15 protein-coding genes are annotated in these 17,355 nt (G+C 54.4%); 13 read left to right on the top strand and 2 right to left on the bottom strand.

Annotation, left to right across the window (positions count from 1 at the left end):
* Positions 1-69: 69 nt before the first annotated feature.
* The 6 genes from adh (at position 70) to AC6CHQ_RS08660 (ending at position 8,290) form a co-directional block, all read left to right on the top strand.
* The gene (gene adh / locus AC6CHQ_RS08685) at positions 70-1,611 is read left to right on the top strand and encodes an aldehyde dehydrogenase (protein WP_498081351.1); all 1,542 of its coding nucleotides are present in this window, start codon (positions 70-72) and stop codon (positions 1,609-1,611) included.
* A 19-nt stretch (positions 1,612-1,630) separates the two neighbouring features.
* Positions 1,631-1,987, top strand: coding sequence for a DUF779 domain-containing protein (locus tag AC6CHQ_RS08680; protein WP_251240379.1), 357 nt, complete (start codon positions 1,631-1,633; stop codon positions 1,985-1,987).
* Positions 1,988-2,108: 121 nt separating this feature from the next.
* Positions 2,109-2,567 (top strand): OsmC family protein, encoded by a 459-nt coding sequence (locus AC6CHQ_RS08675; RefSeq protein WP_251240705.1) that lies wholly within the window; start codon positions 2,109-2,111, stop codon positions 2,565-2,567.
* An 85-nt stretch (positions 2,568-2,652) separates the two neighbouring features.
* Positions 2,653-3,825, top strand: a complete 1,173-nt coding sequence (locus AC6CHQ_RS08670) for an exonuclease SbcCD subunit D (protein WP_251240706.1) — start codon at positions 2,653-2,655, stop codon at positions 3,823-3,825.
* On the top strand, positions 3,822-6,905 hold the full coding sequence (locus AC6CHQ_RS08665; protein WP_498081350.1) for an AAA family ATPase: 3,084 nt from the start codon (positions 3,822-3,824) through the stop codon (positions 6,903-6,905). The genes AC6CHQ_RS08670 and AC6CHQ_RS08665 overlap by 4 nt, the downstream gene beginning before the upstream one ends.
* A 101-nt stretch (positions 6,906-7,006) precedes the next feature.
* A complete protein-coding gene (locus AC6CHQ_RS08660) occupies positions 7,007-8,290 on the top strand; it encodes a serine hydrolase domain-containing protein (RefSeq protein ID WP_498081349.1) in 1,284 nt (427 codons plus the stop codon).
* A 130-nt stretch (positions 8,291-8,420) separates the two neighbouring features.
* Here the strand turns inward: AC6CHQ_RS08660 and AC6CHQ_RS08655 are convergent, their stop codons facing one another.
* Together AC6CHQ_RS08655 and AC6CHQ_RS08650 are read right to left on the bottom strand one after the other, a co-directional pair.
* Entirely contained in the window at positions 8,421-8,978 is a 558-nt protein-coding gene (locus AC6CHQ_RS08655) for a cysteine hydrolase family protein (RefSeq protein WP_498081348.1), read from the bottom strand.
* A 279-nt stretch (positions 8,979-9,257) separates the two neighbouring features.
* Positions 9,258-10,568, bottom strand: coding sequence for an MFS transporter (locus tag AC6CHQ_RS08650; protein ID WP_498081347.1), 1,311 nt, complete (start codon positions 10,566-10,568; stop codon positions 9,258-9,260).
* A 139-nt stretch (positions 10,569-10,707) separates the two neighbouring features.
* On the opposite strand from AC6CHQ_RS08650, the gene AC6CHQ_RS08645 reads away from it, so the two are divergent.
* From AC6CHQ_RS08645 to AC6CHQ_RS08615, 7 genes are all read left to right on the top strand, one after another.
* Positions 10,708-12,597, top strand: a complete 1,890-nt coding sequence (locus tag AC6CHQ_RS08645) for an ABC-F family ATP-binding cassette domain-containing protein (RefSeq protein ID WP_498081346.1) — start codon at positions 10,708-10,710, stop codon at positions 12,595-12,597.
* A gap of 22 nt (positions 12,598-12,619) precedes the next feature.
* Positions 12,620-13,753 (top strand): conserved virulence factor C family protein, encoded by a 1,134-nt coding sequence (locus AC6CHQ_RS08640; RefSeq protein ID WP_498081345.1) that lies wholly within the window; start codon positions 12,620-12,622, stop codon positions 13,751-13,753.
* Between the two features lie 3 nt (positions 13,754-13,756).
* Positions 13,757-14,191: a BrxA/BrxB family bacilliredoxin gene (locus AC6CHQ_RS08635; RefSeq protein ID WP_498081344.1), complete on the top strand. Its 435-nt coding sequence runs from the start codon at positions 13,757-13,759 to the stop codon at positions 14,189-14,191.
* A gap of 11 nt (positions 14,192-14,202) precedes the next feature.
* Positions 14,203-14,970 (top strand): class I SAM-dependent methyltransferase, encoded by a 768-nt coding sequence (locus tag AC6CHQ_RS08630; RefSeq protein ID WP_498081360.1) that lies wholly within the window; start codon positions 14,203-14,205, stop codon positions 14,968-14,970.
* Between the two features lie 247 nt (positions 14,971-15,217).
* A complete protein-coding gene (locus AC6CHQ_RS08625) occupies positions 15,218-15,409 on the top strand; it encodes a hypothetical protein (RefSeq protein ID WP_498081343.1) in 192 nt (63 codons plus the stop codon).
* Between the two features lie 269 nt (positions 15,410-15,678).
* Positions 15,679-16,263: a YpjP family protein gene (locus tag AC6CHQ_RS08620; protein ID WP_498081342.1), complete on the top strand. Its 585-nt coding sequence runs from the start codon at positions 15,679-15,681 to the stop codon at positions 16,261-16,263.
* A 141-nt stretch (positions 16,264-16,404) separates the two neighbouring features.
* Positions 16,405-17,349 carry a thymidylate synthase gene (locus AC6CHQ_RS08615; protein WP_251240236.1) on the top strand — a complete coding sequence of 315 codons (945 nt, stop codon included), beginning with the start codon at positions 16,405-16,407 and terminating at the stop codon, positions 17,347-17,349.
* The last annotated feature ends 6 nt before the right edge of the window (positions 17,350-17,355 follow it).

The following is a 17,355-nucleotide window of genomic DNA, read 5'->3' as shown; positions in this document are numbered from 1 at the left end:
TTCTGTGCTTTCTGACAATATAGATAATAGCAAGAAGAAAGCGCATACAAGAATGGGAGGAATGAACAAATGGTAGAAGTGATCAAGTCCCGGGTTTATGCAAATCCCAACACGGAAGGTGCGAAAGTCAACTTCCGGGAGAAGTACGATAACTATATCGGAGGGCAGTGGGTGCCCCCTGCAAAAGGTGAGTACTTCGACAACATCACCCCGGTGACGGGCCAGGTGTTCACAAAAGTGGCGCGTTCCACGGAAGAGGATATCGAGAAGGCGCTTGACGCTGCGCATGCCGCCAAGGATGCCTGGGGCAAGACTTCCGTCCAGGAACGGTCCAGGATCCTCCTGAAAATCGCGGACCGCATTGAAGAAAATCTCGAAATGCTGGCGGTTGCGGAAACATGGGACAACGGCAAAGCGGTCCGAGAGACGCTTAATGCAGATCTCCCACTTGCCATCGACCATTTCCGTTACTTCGCGGGAGCACTGCGTTCTCAAGAAGGCGGCATCAGCCAGATTGACGACAATACGGTAGCCTATCATTTCCATGAGCCGCTCGGCGTGGTCGGACAGATCATCCCTTGGAACTTCCCGATTCTCATGGCGGTCTGGAAGCTCGCTCCGGCGCTTGCCGCAGGCAACTGCGTCGTCCTGAAGCCGGCCGAGCAGACACCGGCATCGATCATGGTGCTGGTCGAACTGATCGAAGACTTGCTCCCTGCGGGCGTGATCAACGTCGTTAACGGATTCGGCCTTGAAGCCGGAAAGCCGCTCGCGTCCAATCCGCGCATCAGCAAGATCGCATTCACGGGCGAAACGACAACCGGCCGCCTGATCATGCAGTATGCATCGCAGAACCTGATTCCGGTCACGCTGGAACTGGGCGGCAAATCACCGAACATCTTCTTTGAAGACGTGTTCGATGAAGACGATGCCTTCCTCGACAAAGCGGTTGAAGGGTTTGTCATGTTCGCACTCAACCAGGGTGAAGTGTGCACATGTCCATCGCGTGCGCTGATCCAGGAATCCATCTATGACAAATTCATCGAGCGTGCCATCAAGCGCGTCGAAGCGATCAAGACCGGCAATCCGCTGGATCCTGATGTCATGATGGGTGCCCAGGCATCCAATGAGCAGCTGGAAAAGATCCTCTCCTACCTGAAGATCGGCAAAGAAGAAGGTGCGGAATGCCTGACAGGCGGCGAGCGCAACCAACTTGAGGACGGCCTCGCCGAAGGCTACTACGTCAAGCCGACCGTCTTCAAGGGCGACAACAAAATGCGCATCTTCCAGGAAGAGATTTTCGGGCCGGTCGTGGCTGTCACGACATTCAAGGATGCCGAAGAGGCACTTGAAATCGCTAATGACACGCTCTACGGCCTCGGAGCGGGCGTATGGTCCCGTGATATGAATACCGCCTACAAGATGGGCCGGGGCATCCAGGCCGGCCGTGTGTGGACGAACTGCTACCATGCCTACCCGGCACACGCGGCATTTGGAGGATACAAAATGTCCGGCATCGGCCGCGAAACGCACCAGATGATGCTCTCGCACTACCAGCAGACGAAGAACCTTCTTGTCAGCTACGACGAGAACAAACAGGGCTTCTTCTGATCAAGAAGGAGGATTCCGCATGGTCGAACGCGTCACCGCAACGGATGAAGCAATCGAACTGATCCGGAAACTGCAGGAAAAACACGGACCGGTCATGTTCCACCAGTCCGGCGGCTGCTGCGACGGATCGTCCCCGATGTGTTACCCCGAAGGCGACCTGCTGATCGGCAGCCAGGATGTCCTCCTAGGCGAAATTGGCGGCGCCAAGTTCTATATGAACAAAAACCAGTATGACTACTGGAAGCACACCCAGGTCATCATCGACGTCGTCGACGGACGGGGAGGCATGTTCTCCCTGGAAGGGGTGGAGGGGAAGAGATTCCTCTCCAGATCCCGCGCCTTTACGAAAGGCGAGACTGAAGCGCTCGGTATTTGAATAGTGACACCCGCCATTCATGGATGGCGGGTGTTTTTTTGTTTGGGTGCTGGCTTGTTCCAATAACTCTTGCTAAGGTGCGCACATCTGTTCTACCATGAAGAATAAGAGAGGTGATTCCATGGCAGAACATATTTTCAAACTGAAAGCGGATTGGCCGGGTCTCCGGAACGATGTCGGCGTCATCGAGTCGGGGAATTTGAAGACGAAGATTTCCATCCCTCCGGAAATGGATGGCCCGGGAGTCGGGACGAATCCTGATGAAATGCTTCTGGGGGCAGCGGCGACTTGCTATATCATCACGCTTGCGGCGATGCTGGAGCGCTCCGGCATCGACAAGGATTCGCTGACAATGGATTCCGAGGCGACCGTGGATGTGACAAATGGGGTCTTTACCTATAAGAGGATTGTGCACAAGCCGAGGCTGGTACTTACTGCAGGGACAGACGAGAAGAAGCTCCCCCTTGCCAGGCGCCTGACGGAAAAGGCGGAGACGTCATGCATGATCAGCCGGGCCATCAAAGGGAATGTCGAGATCGGTCTCGAGGCGGAAGTCCTGCTGTCCGGGGAAACTGTCTGAACAGGAAAACCGCTTCTGTGCGAGAGGCCTGAGATGGTCTATAATCATTTAATAGAAAAGACTCGGATGAAAAGGTGGGAAAAAGATGAAATTCTTCCATACGGCCGACTGGCATCTGGGCAAGATTGTCCAGGGGGTGCATATGACGGAGGATCAGCGTCATGTCCTTGAGCAACTGACCGAAGCCGCACGGACTGAACAGCCGGATGCGATTATCATCGCAGGTGATCTGTACGACCGGGCTGTGCCGCCGACCGATGCGGTCCGCTTGCTGGATGACGTCCTTTCGGAAATCGTACTCGGTCTTGGCATTCCGGTCATTGCAGTCGCGGGAAACCATGACAGCCCGAACCGCCTTCATTTCGGCAGCGGCTTTATGAAGGATAAAGGGTTTCATATGACCGGTATACTGGAACCGGATGCCGATCCGGTCATCCTGGAAGACGAGCACGGTGAAGTTCATTTCCACTGTGTGCCGTTTGCCGACCCATCGGTCGTCCGGGTGCTGTATGAAGACGATTCGGTTACGAACCATGATGAGGCGATGCGGTGCCTGCTGGAACGCCGTTGCTGCAATCTTGATCCTGCAGCACGCCACGTGCTGATCGGACATGCCTTCGTGACACCCAACGCGGAACCTGAGGAGAACACAAGCACATCTGAACGCCCGCTGTCTGTCGGAGGGGCGGAATACGTGGATGCGGGGCGCTTCGGCAAGTTCCATTACACGGCACTCGGCCACCTTCACCGTGCCCATGCTGTCGGAAACCCGGTGGTCCGCTACTCCGGATCCCCTCTGAAGTATTCAATTTCCGAGGAAACCCACAACAAGGGCTTCCTTTGCGTGGAACTGGACGGTGAGGGGCAGATATCCGTTGAACACCGTCCATTGAACCCTCGGCGTGATATGAGGACGGTGGAGGGGACGCTGGCTGAAATTCTTGAGATGACGCATTCGGAAGACTATGTGTTTGTCCGGCTGCTCGATGAGACGCCCGTCCTGTATCCGATGGAACGTGTTCGTTCCGTCTTCCCGAACGCCCTCCATGTATCCCGGTTGATGCCTGTCCGCCGTGACGGAACGGACAAGCCGGGCAGACGCACGGAAGAGATGGATGATGCCGCCATGTTCCGGGCATTCCACGAGGAAATCACGGGCAGTGCGCCTGATGAGGAGACTGAAGAGCTCTTCCGAAGCGTGCTGGATGAGCTGCTGGCGGATGAGCGCGAGACAGTGAAGGAGGCGGTGAAACGATGAAGCCGCTGATGCTGAAGATGACGGCATTCGGACCGTATAAGGAATGCGAAACGATCGACTTCAGGGAACTGGGGGACCGTGGGCTGTTCGCCATCTCGGGTCCGACCGGTTCCGGGAAAACCTCAATTTTCGATGCCATCTGCTATGCCCTGTACGGCAAGGCGAGCGGAGAAGAGCGCGAGGACCGGAGCCTCCGCTCCGACTTTGCGGACGACCAAGTACATACGGAAGTCGAGCTCTGGTTTGAATCGGCTGGAGACACCTACCGGATCATGCGCCGCATGCCCCATGTGAAGGCAGGAAACAAAAGCGCAACCGGTGACCGGATCGAACTGTTTAAGGTCGACGGGGAATCGGAAACCCCCGTCACCGACCGTCAGATGACGACCGAGATAAACGCGAAGGTGGCCGAGCTGATCGGTTTCAGCCACGACCAGTTCAGCCAGATCGTCATGCTGCCACAGGGTGAGTTCCGGAAACTGCTCACTTCCGATACAGAAAACAAGGAAAAGATCTTCCGGAAGATTTTCCGCACGAAGAAATACAAAGACATGGAAGCGGTCCTGAAAGAACGGAAATCTTCCGTCGAGGCGGAATGGAAAAAAGCATCGGGCCGGATTGCCTGGCAGGCCAAGCATCTTTTGGATACGCTCCCGGACCTCAGTGAAGAGCTGGCAGCGAGCCTTTCCGATGAACACCCGAACGCGGGGAAAGTGATTGATGGGCTGTTCGGTGAACAGGAGCGCCGGCTGACCGAGACGGACAGGCTGACAAAAGAATCGGAACAGCTGGAGGCCGGTCTCACGGAAGCCAACCAGCGACTGACGACTGCTCAAGAGCTGAACAGCCGGCTGGAAGAGTGGGAAGAGAAGAAGCGGCAATTGGCCGCTCTGAATAGTCGTCTTCCGGAAATGGAGAAAAAACGCCGGGCCGTTAACCTTGCACGCCTCGCAGCAAGGATCCGACCTGCTGAAGAGAAAATGTCTGATGCGGTGCGGGAACGAACACGGGCGAAAAAGTCTGTGGAGCATGCAGAGCTGTCGCTTGCCACGGCAAAGGAATCAGAAAAAGAAGCCTCAACACGGATGCTGCAAGTCAGGGAACAAGAACCACAGATCGATGCCAAGCGCCGGGAAGCGGAGCGTCTTGAGGAGGCACGGCCGCGCCTGGATGAGCGTGAACAGGTTCTCCGTGAACTGGCCATTGCTCAGGCCGGCCAAAAAAGGTTGTCGGAAGAGACGGACTCCCTCCGCGCGGGCGCCGTAAAGCTCCGGGAAAGACAGGACTCCCTCCGCAAAGAAATCACGGCCCTTGAAGAAGCCCTTGCAGGAACAGATGAACTTCATGAACAGCTCACGGCAGCCGAGCGCGACTGCGAACTGCTGGAGGAACATCTCCGTCTCCTGGAGGTTGTCAGAAAAGCTGGGAAGGATGCAGAGCGTGACGAGCGCCGGAAGGATGAAGCGGAAGCCGTGCTGCAACGGCTAAAACTGCAGCTTCGGGACAGCCAGGCAGCATCACTTGCTGCTCACCTCCATGACGGTTCGCCCTGCCCGGTATGCGGCAGCACCGAACATCCTTTACCGGCTGATTCTGCAGACGGCCCTGATGACTCAGCACTTGAAGAGGCCGAATCGGCATTTCTTAAAGCGCAGTCAAATGCAATCAGCTCTGCAGGCGCTCTTAAGATTCAAAACGGCCTATTGGAGCAATCTGCAGATCGCCTGGAAGGACGAGGGCTGGAAGCAGCCGGTTCCGCCGACATCCTGGCAGGCAGAAAGGAAGAAGCAGAGCGGCTGCGTGGTGAAATCTCCACTGCCAAGTCACGCCGAAACCGCCTTTCGTCATTGCGGAAGGATGAGGAAGCCCGCCGGGAAAAGGCGGAAGAAGTTGCAGGCAGGCTGACACGGCATACAGAGGAGCTGGCGGGCACAACAAGCCGGATCGCCTCCCTCGAAGCGACCATCAGTGGCCTGGAGCGATCGATTCCGGAAGGCTACGGTGATGTCCGATCACTTGATCAGGCTCTGACAGAGCTCCTCGAAATGATCGGAAGGCATGACCGCCTGAAGGAAAAGCTGGAAACAGCCGCTGCAGAAGCGGCGGACAAACGGAAGGCGGCGGAACAGTCGTTGACTTTCGCTGTCAGTCAAAGTGAAAAAGCGGAGAACCAGCTCCGGGAGGCAGAAGCCGCCTTCCGGGAGAAGCTTGCCGCTTCCACCTTCAGCTCCGCGGAGGCCTATCGCGCGGCTCTCATGGCTGATCATCTGGCGGATGAGGCGGAGGAAACCATCCGTGCGTTTGACAATGACCTCCATGCCGTGAAGGTGAGGGAAAGTGAACTTGCCGCTTCTCTGGAGGGTAGTGAGAGGGCGGACCTGGAACAGCTCAGGCAGCTTGCGGAAGAAGCAAAAAGCGCATATGACCATGCACAGGAGAGGCTCATCCATTCCCGAAATACATTGAACACGGTCAAAAAAGGCATTGCCTCCATGAGGGAAGCCGCAACCGAAGCGGAAGCGCTCGAGAAAAAACTCGGCAAGGTGGCCGGCCTCCATGACCTCGTCCGTGGCCAAAACGCCGATAAGCTGTCATTTGAGCGTTACCTTCAGATCGAATACCTGGAGCGGATTCTGCTTGCGGCAAACGAACGGCTGAAGGAACTGTCTAATGGCCAGTTCGAACTGCTTAGGAGCGACCGTCAGGAAGCCCGCGGGCGGCAGAGCGGCCTGGGCATTGATGTGTATGATGCGTACACGGGACAGGCAAGGGACGTCCGGACACTTTCCGGGGGCGAGAAGTTCAATGCGTCGCTTTCCCTGGCCTTAGGGATGGCGGATGTCATCCAAGGATTTGGCGGGAACATCCGTGTCGATACGATGTTTATCGATGAAGGGTTCGGCTCACTTGATCCGGAATCGCTGCAAAAAGCGATCGAAGCACTGGTCGGGTTGCAGCGGAATGGCCGCGTCGTCGGCGTGATCTCGCATGTCGAGGAACTTAAATCCGCCATGCCGGCGGTCCTTAAAGTAAGCAAATCCAAGGCGGGACACAGCTCGACCGAATTTGTATTGAAGTGAGGAGGAGCCTTCATCTGCACTGTGCGGGTGAAGGCTTCTTTCTATTTGGGGGAGGACACCGGTTGCATCAGTCGAATAAGAGTAGAGAAGGGGGAGTAGGCATGGATTGGAAGGTTTTTGAACAGTTTGCAGAAAGGATCCGGGCTGAAGAAGATATTCCCGGAGTGGCAATAGGTGTCGCACACAACGGGGAAGCGATTTATGTGAATGGTCTTGGCACAATTAAAGCTGGGGGCACAGTCAACGTGACCCCGGATACGGTATTTGGAACGGCGTCTGTGACCAAGTCGTTCACGTCGCTTGCGGTACATATCCTGGCTGCGGAAGGAAAGCTTTCGCTTACTAGCCCGGTTGTCAGGTATCTCCCAGAAGCAGAATCAATTCCTGTTATCAGAAGCGCAGATATCCGGCATCTCCTTTCCCATACAACCGGCATGCCGCCGGTGAGACGGCGTGAAGACATAGAAAGATTCGGTGACCATATCAGATACCTGGAAAGTCTGGACATTGAACCGATCGGTGTTCCCGGCGAGCGGATCAGCTATTCGAATGACGCATTCCTGCTGCTTGGCGCAATCATCGAACGGGTGTCAGGCATGGATTACCGGGAATTCGTCATGGAGCGCATTGTCCGGCCTGCCGGTATGAAGAGAACCTCTTTCACGCCGCCCGGTCAGGGAGTGCATTCGAACACCGCTGTTCAATACATGGAGAAACTTCTGCCGGTGGACTGGCCGTCACTCGGCAACTATGCAGTCGGCGGCGGCATCCGGTCGACGGTGAATGATCTGCTCCTGTACGGAAGATTGTATACGGACCGTGCATTCCGAGAGTCCGTAATCGGGAATGTTGATACAGCGGAGATGCAAGAACATGTCGCCATGGTCGATGAAAACACATTCTACGGTCATGGACTGATGGTCACGCCGGACTTCGGAGGCGCCGTCCTCGTCCACCACGGAGGAGGCCAGCCGGGTGTCTCCTCATCATTCGGCTTCCTTCCCGATCGGGGAATCACAGTTGCTGTCCTCACGAACCGGACGGGTGTATCTGCGGAAAAGCTGATGAAGGGAGCCATCTATACGGCGCTCGGGCGATCTCCTGAGGAAGCGTCAGTCAGTCTTCCAGATGTTCAGGTATCACCGGATGAACTGAAGACATTCACCGGACATTACCGAAACGACGAAGATCCGGACGGCTTCCGGATCGGTGTGAGTGAAAGAGGACTGGTGATGCTGACCGATGGGCGCACTGACCATCTGCGGCCGGTGGGACCGGGTCAATTCCAAAATGACCGAACCGGTAAGCTTGTCCGGTTCGATGTGAGAAGCGGGGTAGAAGTTGCCATGGCATTCACCGGTCTGCGGGTGTATTGGAAAGACTAGTCATCCCTTGACGTATACAACCTGCTACCGGCTGTTTTTAAGGTCCCTTAACCCAAGTGGGCAACTCACATCCATATAAGCGATCAAAAGCCTTCATCCGCATTTTCCGGATGAAGGCACTTTTAATCATTCACCTATATGAATCGTGAGTTGGCTGAAACAGGTCCTCTTCTGCATTTCTGACAACGGAGAAGTGTTCAACATTGTAGTGGCCGTCAAGCGTTTCATTATGGTGCCGGATGATCTGTTCTGCAGTTAACGCTTCGCTGTCTGTTGTGGAGTGCCCATCACCTACCAATGTGATATCCAGACCGCTAATCGTTGCTGTTCGGACTGCACTGTCAATACAATGCTGGGTCTGACACCCCATGATGACGACATGTTCAACATTCTGTGATTGCAGGTGATCCAATAACCCTGTTCCATGAAAAGAATTGGTTGCCGTTTTATCGAACAATCTTGAATCCGCCGGGACATTGATTTCTTCGTGAACCTGAAATCCTTTTCCTTGTCCTTCTGCGACGTCCAAGTCCCTTACAAAGACAATGGGAACTTCTGATTGCTTTGCTTTTTCGATGACTAAATTGATATTTTCGATCAGCTGTTCTTTGTTATAAACAGCGCTTTCTTCCTGATTTCCTTCAATCAGCTCTTGTTGGGCATCAATGATCAGTAATGTTTGATTCAAAGGCTATTCCCCTTTCGCTTGGAAGGATACTTTCCCATGTTTCCAAGAAGTAACGTTAGAATTTTCTAACACTTAAATATTAACATCGTTTCGATTGAATGAAAATATTAGTTCATGAAACGGCGACCCCCTTTAAGTATCGCCATAAACCCGAGATGTTCCCGCGAATTGTCAGGCTGTCGGCGCGAGATCTCGAGTTGCCGGCGCAAAAACCTCTACGCACTGAACCAAAAAGCGGACGCACCGAAACTAATGCTCCGGAGCGTCCGCTTTAATCTTTTAATTCTCCGGTACCGGCTCATATCTGGAAGGGTCCGGAACGAAGTATAGGATGATGCCGCCGATGATGAACAGCACGATGAGGCTGAAGACACCGGCGTTTGTGTTGCCGGTCATCTGTGCCGTTACACCTACGAGAAGCGGTCCCATGATCGATGCGAATTTCCCGAAGATGTTGTAGAAGCCGAAGAATTCGTTGGAGTTTTCTTTCGGTACCAGCCGCCCGAAGTACGAGCGGCTAAGTGCCTGGATGCCGCCCTGGGAAGTACCGACTAACATCGCCAGCACCCAGAAGTCGGCGACGGAATCCATCGAATAGGCATAGATGCAGACGAATGTGTAGACGGCTATGCCGACGTACAGAATCTGCTTCGTGCCGAACTGGTCGGCAAGCCGGCCATATAGGATGGCAAACGGAGCGGCGATGACCTGAGTCACAAAAAGGATGATCAGCAGGCTGTTGGCGTCAATGCCGAGGTCTGAGCCGTAGGCGGTCGACATGGAAATGATCGTGCCGACGCCGTCGATATAGAAGAAGTAGGCAAGCAGGAACAAAAACAGTCCTCGGTATTTCCTGATTTCACGGAAGGTATTGGCGAGACGCTTGAAAGCCTGGGCGACCGGTTTCGGATCCGGTTCGATAAAGTGGATCTGGTGCACATGCCTGAACATCGGCACCGAGAAAAGGATCCACCATGCTGCGGTGATCAGAAACGCGGCTCGGCTCGCATTCGTCACGGAGAGCGGGATGACTCCGGACTGCGACAGCAGGATGATGGCAATCGAGATGATGAACGGGATCGTGCTCCCGATATACCCGATCCCATAGCCAAATGCCGATACGCGGTTCATGCGCCCAGAGGTTGATACATCTGTAAGGAAAGAGTCGTAGAACACATTCGCCCCGGTCGACCCGAGCGCGGCAAATGTATAGACGACTAGCAGCATGAGCCAGTTATCAGCGGGAATAAAAGCAAGAGCGGCAGTGGCCCCGGTCCCAAGGATGAAGAAGGCGGTAAAGAACTTTTTCTTCATGCCCCGATAGTCCGCTATTGTGCCGAGTATGGGAGCGAGCAGCGCCAGAATGAATGTGAAGATCGAGATCGTATAGCCGAGGTAGGCCGTCGAGTCGGTGGCGCTGACTCCCGCATTGGTAGCCGCGGCTTTATAGAACAGCGGAAAAACAGCGGTTGTAATGATAATGGAATAGGCGGAGTTGGCCCAGTCGTAGAACGCCCAGCTTTTCTCTTCTTTAGACAGCCGGAATTTCAAGTCGTTCCCCCCTTGAGATGAATCGTCACTTGCTACCATTGTATCAATATCGCTCCCGGGAAAGGTTAAGTTTCTGAAAATTTTCCCTGTAAAAAGGGACGAAAACAGCAGGATTGGTTAAGGCCCTCTATTTTTAGTATGATGGAACTGTCTATATACCGGATAGGAAGTGGGTAACATGGGACATCTCATCGTGTCGGGCCTGACGAAGACCGTCGGCGACAAGACACTGTTCAACGATATTAGCTTTACCATTAATGAAGGCGACCGGATCGGTCTCATCGGCATCAACGGAACCGGCAAGTCGACGCTTTTGTCGATCATCGCCGGATCACTCGATGCGGACTCAGCATCGTTCGATCATCCGAACGACTACCGGATCGCTCATCTGCCGCAGGATCCGCGTCCGGACCCTGAACTTAATGTGCTTCAGATTGTTTTTGGCGGGGATTCCCCGCTGATCCGGCTGAACCGGGAATATGAGGAAGTGCTGCGCGCGCTCGGGAACAATCCGGACAATGCTGCGGCACAGGACCGCTTCACGGCCCTGCAAAACCGGATGGATTCAGACGGGGGATGGGACCTGAACGCCAGAGCAAAAACCATCCTTTCAAAACTCGGAATCACCGATTATGAGGCGAAAGCGGGCAGTCTTTCAGGCGGCCAGCGGAAGCGGGTGGCCCTTGCCAGGGTGTTGCTCGAGCCTGCGGATCTTCTGCTTCTTGACGAACCGACCAACCACCTGGATGTTACATCGATTGAGTGGCTGCAGGATTACCTGAAGCAGATTGGCGGTGCCATTCTTTTCATCACGCATGACCGCTACTTCCTGGATTCGGTCGCATCCAAGGTGTATGAGCTGGCCGACCGGACGCTTTACAGCCATAGAGGAACCTACTCGGACTTCCTGGAGGCGAAGGCACTACGGATCGAGCAGGATGCAGCCACATTCGAGAAAAACAAGAACCGCTATCGGAACGAACTGAAATGGATCCGGAGAGGTGCCAAAGCCCGATCGACCAAGCAGAAAGCACGGATCGGGCGTTTTGAGGAACTGTCCGAGAAAGTGAAAAAAGATGACGGTCCTGATCCGCTCGACCTGTCGCTCGCTGCTTCCCGCCTCGGAAAGAAAGTGCTCGAAGGGGAGCGTGTGACTAAGGGATACGGCGGCAGAAAGGTCATCAAAGACTTTTCGTTCCTTCTCCAGGGCGGAGACCGCGTGGCGGTCATCGGCCCGAACGGAGCGGGTAAGTCCACACTCATGAATCTGCTTGCCGCATCCATCGAGCCGGACAGTGGAGAGATCATCCGGGGCGAAACCGTGAGAATCGCTCATTTCACTCAGCATTTGCCCGAGATGGATCCGAACCAGCGGATCATTTCTTATGTCACGGAAGCCTCAAATGACATCCGCAGGCAGGACGGCACAAGGTATTCTGCTGTCCAAATGCTTGAACAGTTCCTTTTCCCGTCGAATGTCCACGGGACGCTGATCGGCAAGCTGTCAGGCGGCGAACGGAAGCGGCTATATTTGCTCCGCTTGCTCATCGAGCAGCCGAATGTCCTGCTTCTGGACGAGCCGACAAACGATCTGGATCTGGAGACACTGTCGGTGCTTGAAACGTTCATCGATTCATTCCCGGGAGTTGTCGTCACGATTTCCCACGACCGCTTTTTCCTTGACCGCACTTCGCGCAAGCTGTGGATTCTGGATGGATCCGGGGAGGTCACGCAGGAGCTCGGACTCTACACCGACTACCTTGAAAAAGCGGCATCGAAAGATAAAGAATCTGCCGTTCCGCCTGCCGGTGCAGTAAAGCCTTCACAACAGCCGGATAAGCCGAAGAAAAAGAAGATGACAGTCGGTGAGAAGAAAGAATGGGAAGAGATCGGCGCCAAGATCGAGGCAACCGAACAGGAAATCATGGAAGCTGAACAAGCGCTTGCCGATGCCGGAGCCGACTACGGGAAAGTAAGTGAGATTTCCGCGCGGCTGGATGAATTGAATCAGCAATATGAGGCCCTCATTGAGCGGTGGAGTTATCTTGAAGAAATTGCCGAAGCATGATTGACACAGGAGGCATGGGAACATGAAAATTGTAACTATAGAACCGACGCCGAGTCCGAACTCGATGAAAGTCGTCATCGACAGGGAACTGCCGTTCGGAAAGGCATATAACTATAAACCGGACAGTCTGGACGAAGCCCCGGACTTTATCCGGCAGATTTTCGGAATCGAAGGCGTGAAGGGGATTTATCACGTCATGGACTTCCTGGCCATCGAGCGCAACGGCAAATATGACTGGGAGCCGATCCTTGCAGGAGTCCGGGAAGTGTTCGGCGAGGAACAGGAAGCCGGCACGGAAGCCGCAGAAGCGGATGAGCACTTTGGTGAGGTGTACATTCATGTCCAGCAATATAAGGGCGTCCCTCTCCAGGTGAAAGTGTTCGATGACCGCGGCGAAGAACGATTCGGACTCGGACAGCGGTTTGTCGACGCCATGAATGCGCTCATGGAAGGTGATGACGAGAACTACATCCTTCAGCGCAAATGGGCGGATTACGGCATCCGGTATGGAGACAAAAAGGAAATCGGCGAAGAGGTCGTTAAGGAGATTGAAGCGGCCTACCCACAGGAGCGGCTGGACGCCATCATGGAAGCCGGCAGCGAGACGAAAGAGGCACCGGTCCTCGGCCGCCGCAGGGTGACACTGGAGGAATACCAGGCGGCCGCAAGCTGGGAAGAACGCTTCCGGCTTCTGGACCAGCTGCCTGACCCGGACATGTCCGATGTGCCGCTTCTGATGGAGGCACTGAAAGACGAAAAGATGTCGATCCGCCGTCTGGCCGTCGTTTATCTCGGCATGATCGAAGATCCTGCCGTCGTCCCCTATATCGAAAAGGCGATGGAGGACAAGAGCGCACCGGTCCGCAGAACGGCTGCAGATGCAATGAGCGACCTCGGCTTTACGGAATTCGAAGACCTCGCCATCCGCACGCTCAAGGACAAAAGCAAGATTGTACGCTGGCGGGGAGCGATGTATCTGTACGAAACCGGCACGGAAAAAGCGCTGCCTGCCCTGAATGAGATGGAAGGCGATCCGGAATTCGAGGTCAAGCTCCAGGCGAAAATGGCCGCGGCCAGAATCGCAGGCGGGGAGGAAGCGAAAGGGTCGATGTGGAAACAGATGACCGAGATGAGAACAAAATCGAAAGGGGAATGAACAATGGAAGCATATGAGGCATACATGAAGCAGGTGGCGGAGCCAATGCGCCGAGAACTGACGGAAAACGGTTTCCGTGAACTGACGACTGCGGAGGATGTCGATACTTTCATGTCGTCCGCAAAAGGCACGTCACTTGTTGTGATCAACTCCGTCTGCGGATGCGCGGCGGGGCTTGCGCGTCCGGCAGTGGCAGCAGCACTTGAGGAAATTGATCAGAAACCGGAAAACCTCGTTACAGTATTCGCCGGACAGGACCGTGAGGCAACCGAAAGGATGCGGGGCTACTTTGAGGAAGTGCCGCCAAGTTCTCCTTCGATCGCTGTGCTGGAAGGCTCCGAACTCAAATATTTCATTCCGCGTGAACAAATTGAGGACCATGACCTGGAGCAAGTTCAGGCACACCTTTCCGGCGTTCTCCGCCAGATGGTGAAGTGAACTTGCCCATTGTGACCACCGGCCAGCATCCGGACGAAGAAAGTGTCCGGCTGGCTCAGCACGTGGCCGGGGAGCTAGGCGCAGATTTTGTGCCGCGGAAGAAACGGTCCGTCCGTAAGCTGATTGCGGAATTCGGCCGTACGGTCGTCGTGGCCGGGAAGGAACGGTACGAGTACCATACCGACCCTGATGTAAAGCCGCTGTTCTTCCATCCGGGCCTTGCTGCCATCCGCATCAAACGGCTGCAGAATGGCGGCAATGACGCCATGGTCGATGTGAGCGGCTTGATGCCGGGCGACTCGTTTCTTGACTGTACCATGGGTCTTGCCTCTGACAGTACCGTCGCTTCATTTGTCACAGGCCCTTCGGGACAGGTGACAGCCTGCGAGGCCGACCCGATGGTCACCTATATCGTGGGTCACGGATTGGCAACCTACAGCGACTCGCCGGAAGAGGTGCTGGATGCCATGCGGCGGATCGATGTGCAGAATACCCAGGCGTCCGATTTTCTGCGAAATTGTAATGCCAAGAGCTACGACATCGTTTATCTTGATCCGATGTTTGAGGAGACGATCGAGGAAGCGGCCGCTTTTGCACCGCTCCGTTCAGCGGGCGTCCACGATCTGCCGGATGACCGGCTCTTCCGGGAAGCTGTCCGGGTCGCCCGGAGGCGTGTTGTGCTGAAAGCCCACTTCAGGTCGGAATTATTCGACCGGTATGGGTTCACCCGCATCGAACGGCCCAACACAAAATTTCATTACGGCTTTATCGAGATTTGATTATTATTAAAACTGCCACACGGATAGTCCGTGCGGCAGTTTTAACGTCAGTCCTAAAGATAAATCAAAAAAGTGTAAACAAATCTACGCGTTCTTGTATAATCAAAGTATTACAAGCTTGGAGAGTTGCCGTGCAAATACAGCCGGCTGTCTCCTGAAGGAGATCACAGGTATGACTGACCGCCTCGAACAAGAAATTGCACGCCTGAATTAGATTCATGATGCCCGGGAGCGGACGAGGGCAAAGATGGAATTGCTCCTTGAACGGATTCCTAAAGGAATTGAGGAAGCAGAGTCGGGAAATGCTGAGGCTGCAGCGGCATATCTGTCCGCAACCCAAAAGATCCTTTCTGCCGCGCTGTCAGAAGAAGAAAATGCCTATCATCGGCTTATCGGAAAACAAGCGGATACCGATGAGAAGCATGAAGAAACTCCCTGAGCCTATCGCTCAGGGAGTTTCTCGGTTTCCCCCGGGAAGGGGATTGAATGCTGATCAGTGCGTGAAGTTAAAGTAGCTCAGATAGGCAAGAAGCCCGAGGAAGCCGATTCCGATCCAGATGCTTGCGTCCATCATAGTACCTCCTTTGGAGCTTGGGAACTATTTATATTGAGTCCCCGTCTATTGTACAATGAAACCAGCGAGAAGAAAACCACTATACATACAGACGGCGGTTTCGCCGATTGATTGATCAAACGGGGGGAAAGATCATGAAAAATTGGATCCAGAAATCTCTGATGGCTGCCGTAGCGCTTGTCACGCTCGGTTTTATCACACCGAGCCATGAAATCTGGGATCAGTTCCTGGACGAACGGGGCCAGAAGGAGATTGCGGGCAGCACCGGAACAGCTGTTGCTGCTGAACTGCCAACAACGTTTACAGAAGTGGAAGATGCGCCATTTTCCGAACTGGCTAAGGCAACAGCACGAGACCGGGCCTATGAGAAGTTCGGTTCGAAAATCGGCCCGGCCATCTCGGATGAGTTCGATCAGGTCATCCTCCCGAAAATCGAAGAAGCGATCGAGATAACGCTTGTTTCGATCGGAGATGATGGAGGCCGTTCACTTTCGATAAGCGAACAGCCCGCTGGCGGATACTCAGAAAAAATCTTTCACATTTTTGACACAGAAAGCGGAAAAGACCTGATCCGATTCCATGTGCGCACGGACAAGCGGCCCCTTGACGGCTATTACTTCAACTTCCATTACCACACCTCAGAAGACGGCTACAGCCGCCATATCGAGCTCGGTGATATTTTCTGGTCCAAGAACACACCCCCAAAATGGCTTTCCTAAAAGACCGGCATGGACTTCGACATCCATGCCGGTCTTGGTGTTTCTAAAATAGAATGAGCGTGGCGGGCGTGTTAGAATTGGGTAGAACAAGAATGCATAGATGACCCGGCGAATCAAAGAAATCATAAGGAGGCGTACGGGATGGAACAATACCTGAAGCTTTGCAGAACAATCTTGGATAACGGGACGGACAAGGGGGACCGCACAGGAACCGGAACACGCAGTATTTTCGGGCACCAGATGCGGTTTGACCTGAGTGAAGGGTTCCCGCTCATGACGACGAAAAAAACGGCATTCCGCCTGATCGTCTCGGAACTGCTCTGGTTCATCAAAGGAGACACGAATGTCCGGACACTTATCGCGGAGCGCAATCCGATCTGGGATGAGTGGGCATTCGAAAAATACGTGAATAGCAGTGAATACAGCGGTCCCGACATGACAGACTTCGGCAGGCGGGCAGCAAAGGATCCTGTATTCAAGGAAGTCCTCGGCCTGGAAATGGACAAGTTCCGCGAAAAGATCCTGTCGGATGACGAATTCGCGGAAAACTACGGAGATCTGGGACCGGTATATGGCAGGCAGTGGCGTTCCTGGCCGGATGGCCGCGGAGGGACGATCGACCAGCTAAAGAATGTCATCAGTTCAATCCAAAACAACCCCGATTCCCGCCGCCATATCGTGAGTGCGTGGAATCCGGCAGAAGTTGAGGATATGGCTCTGCCGCCTTGTCACACGCTGTTCCAGTTCTACGTAGCGGAGGGCAAGCTGTCTTGCCAGCTTTACCAGCGGAGTGCGGATGTTTTCCTCGGTGTGCCGTTCAATATTGCTTCTTACGCGCTCCTGACTCATCTGGTTGCCCGCGAGACAGGTCTCGAACCGGGTGAGTTTGTGCATACACTCGGCGATGCGCATATTTACTCCAATCATTTTGACCAGGTGAGCGAGCAGCTATCCCGTCAGCCGAGAAAGCTGCCGGAACTTGTAATTGAAGCCGACGGAAAATCGATCTTCGAGCTGGAGACTGCGGATATCCGAGTTGAAGGATATGACCCGCATCCGAAAATCAAAGCACCGATTGCGGTCTGATCCAAA

It is taken from the genome of Bhargavaea sp. GQ12 (assembly GCF_059758705.1).
This window is presented reverse-complemented; position numbering and strand designations above follow the sequence as displayed.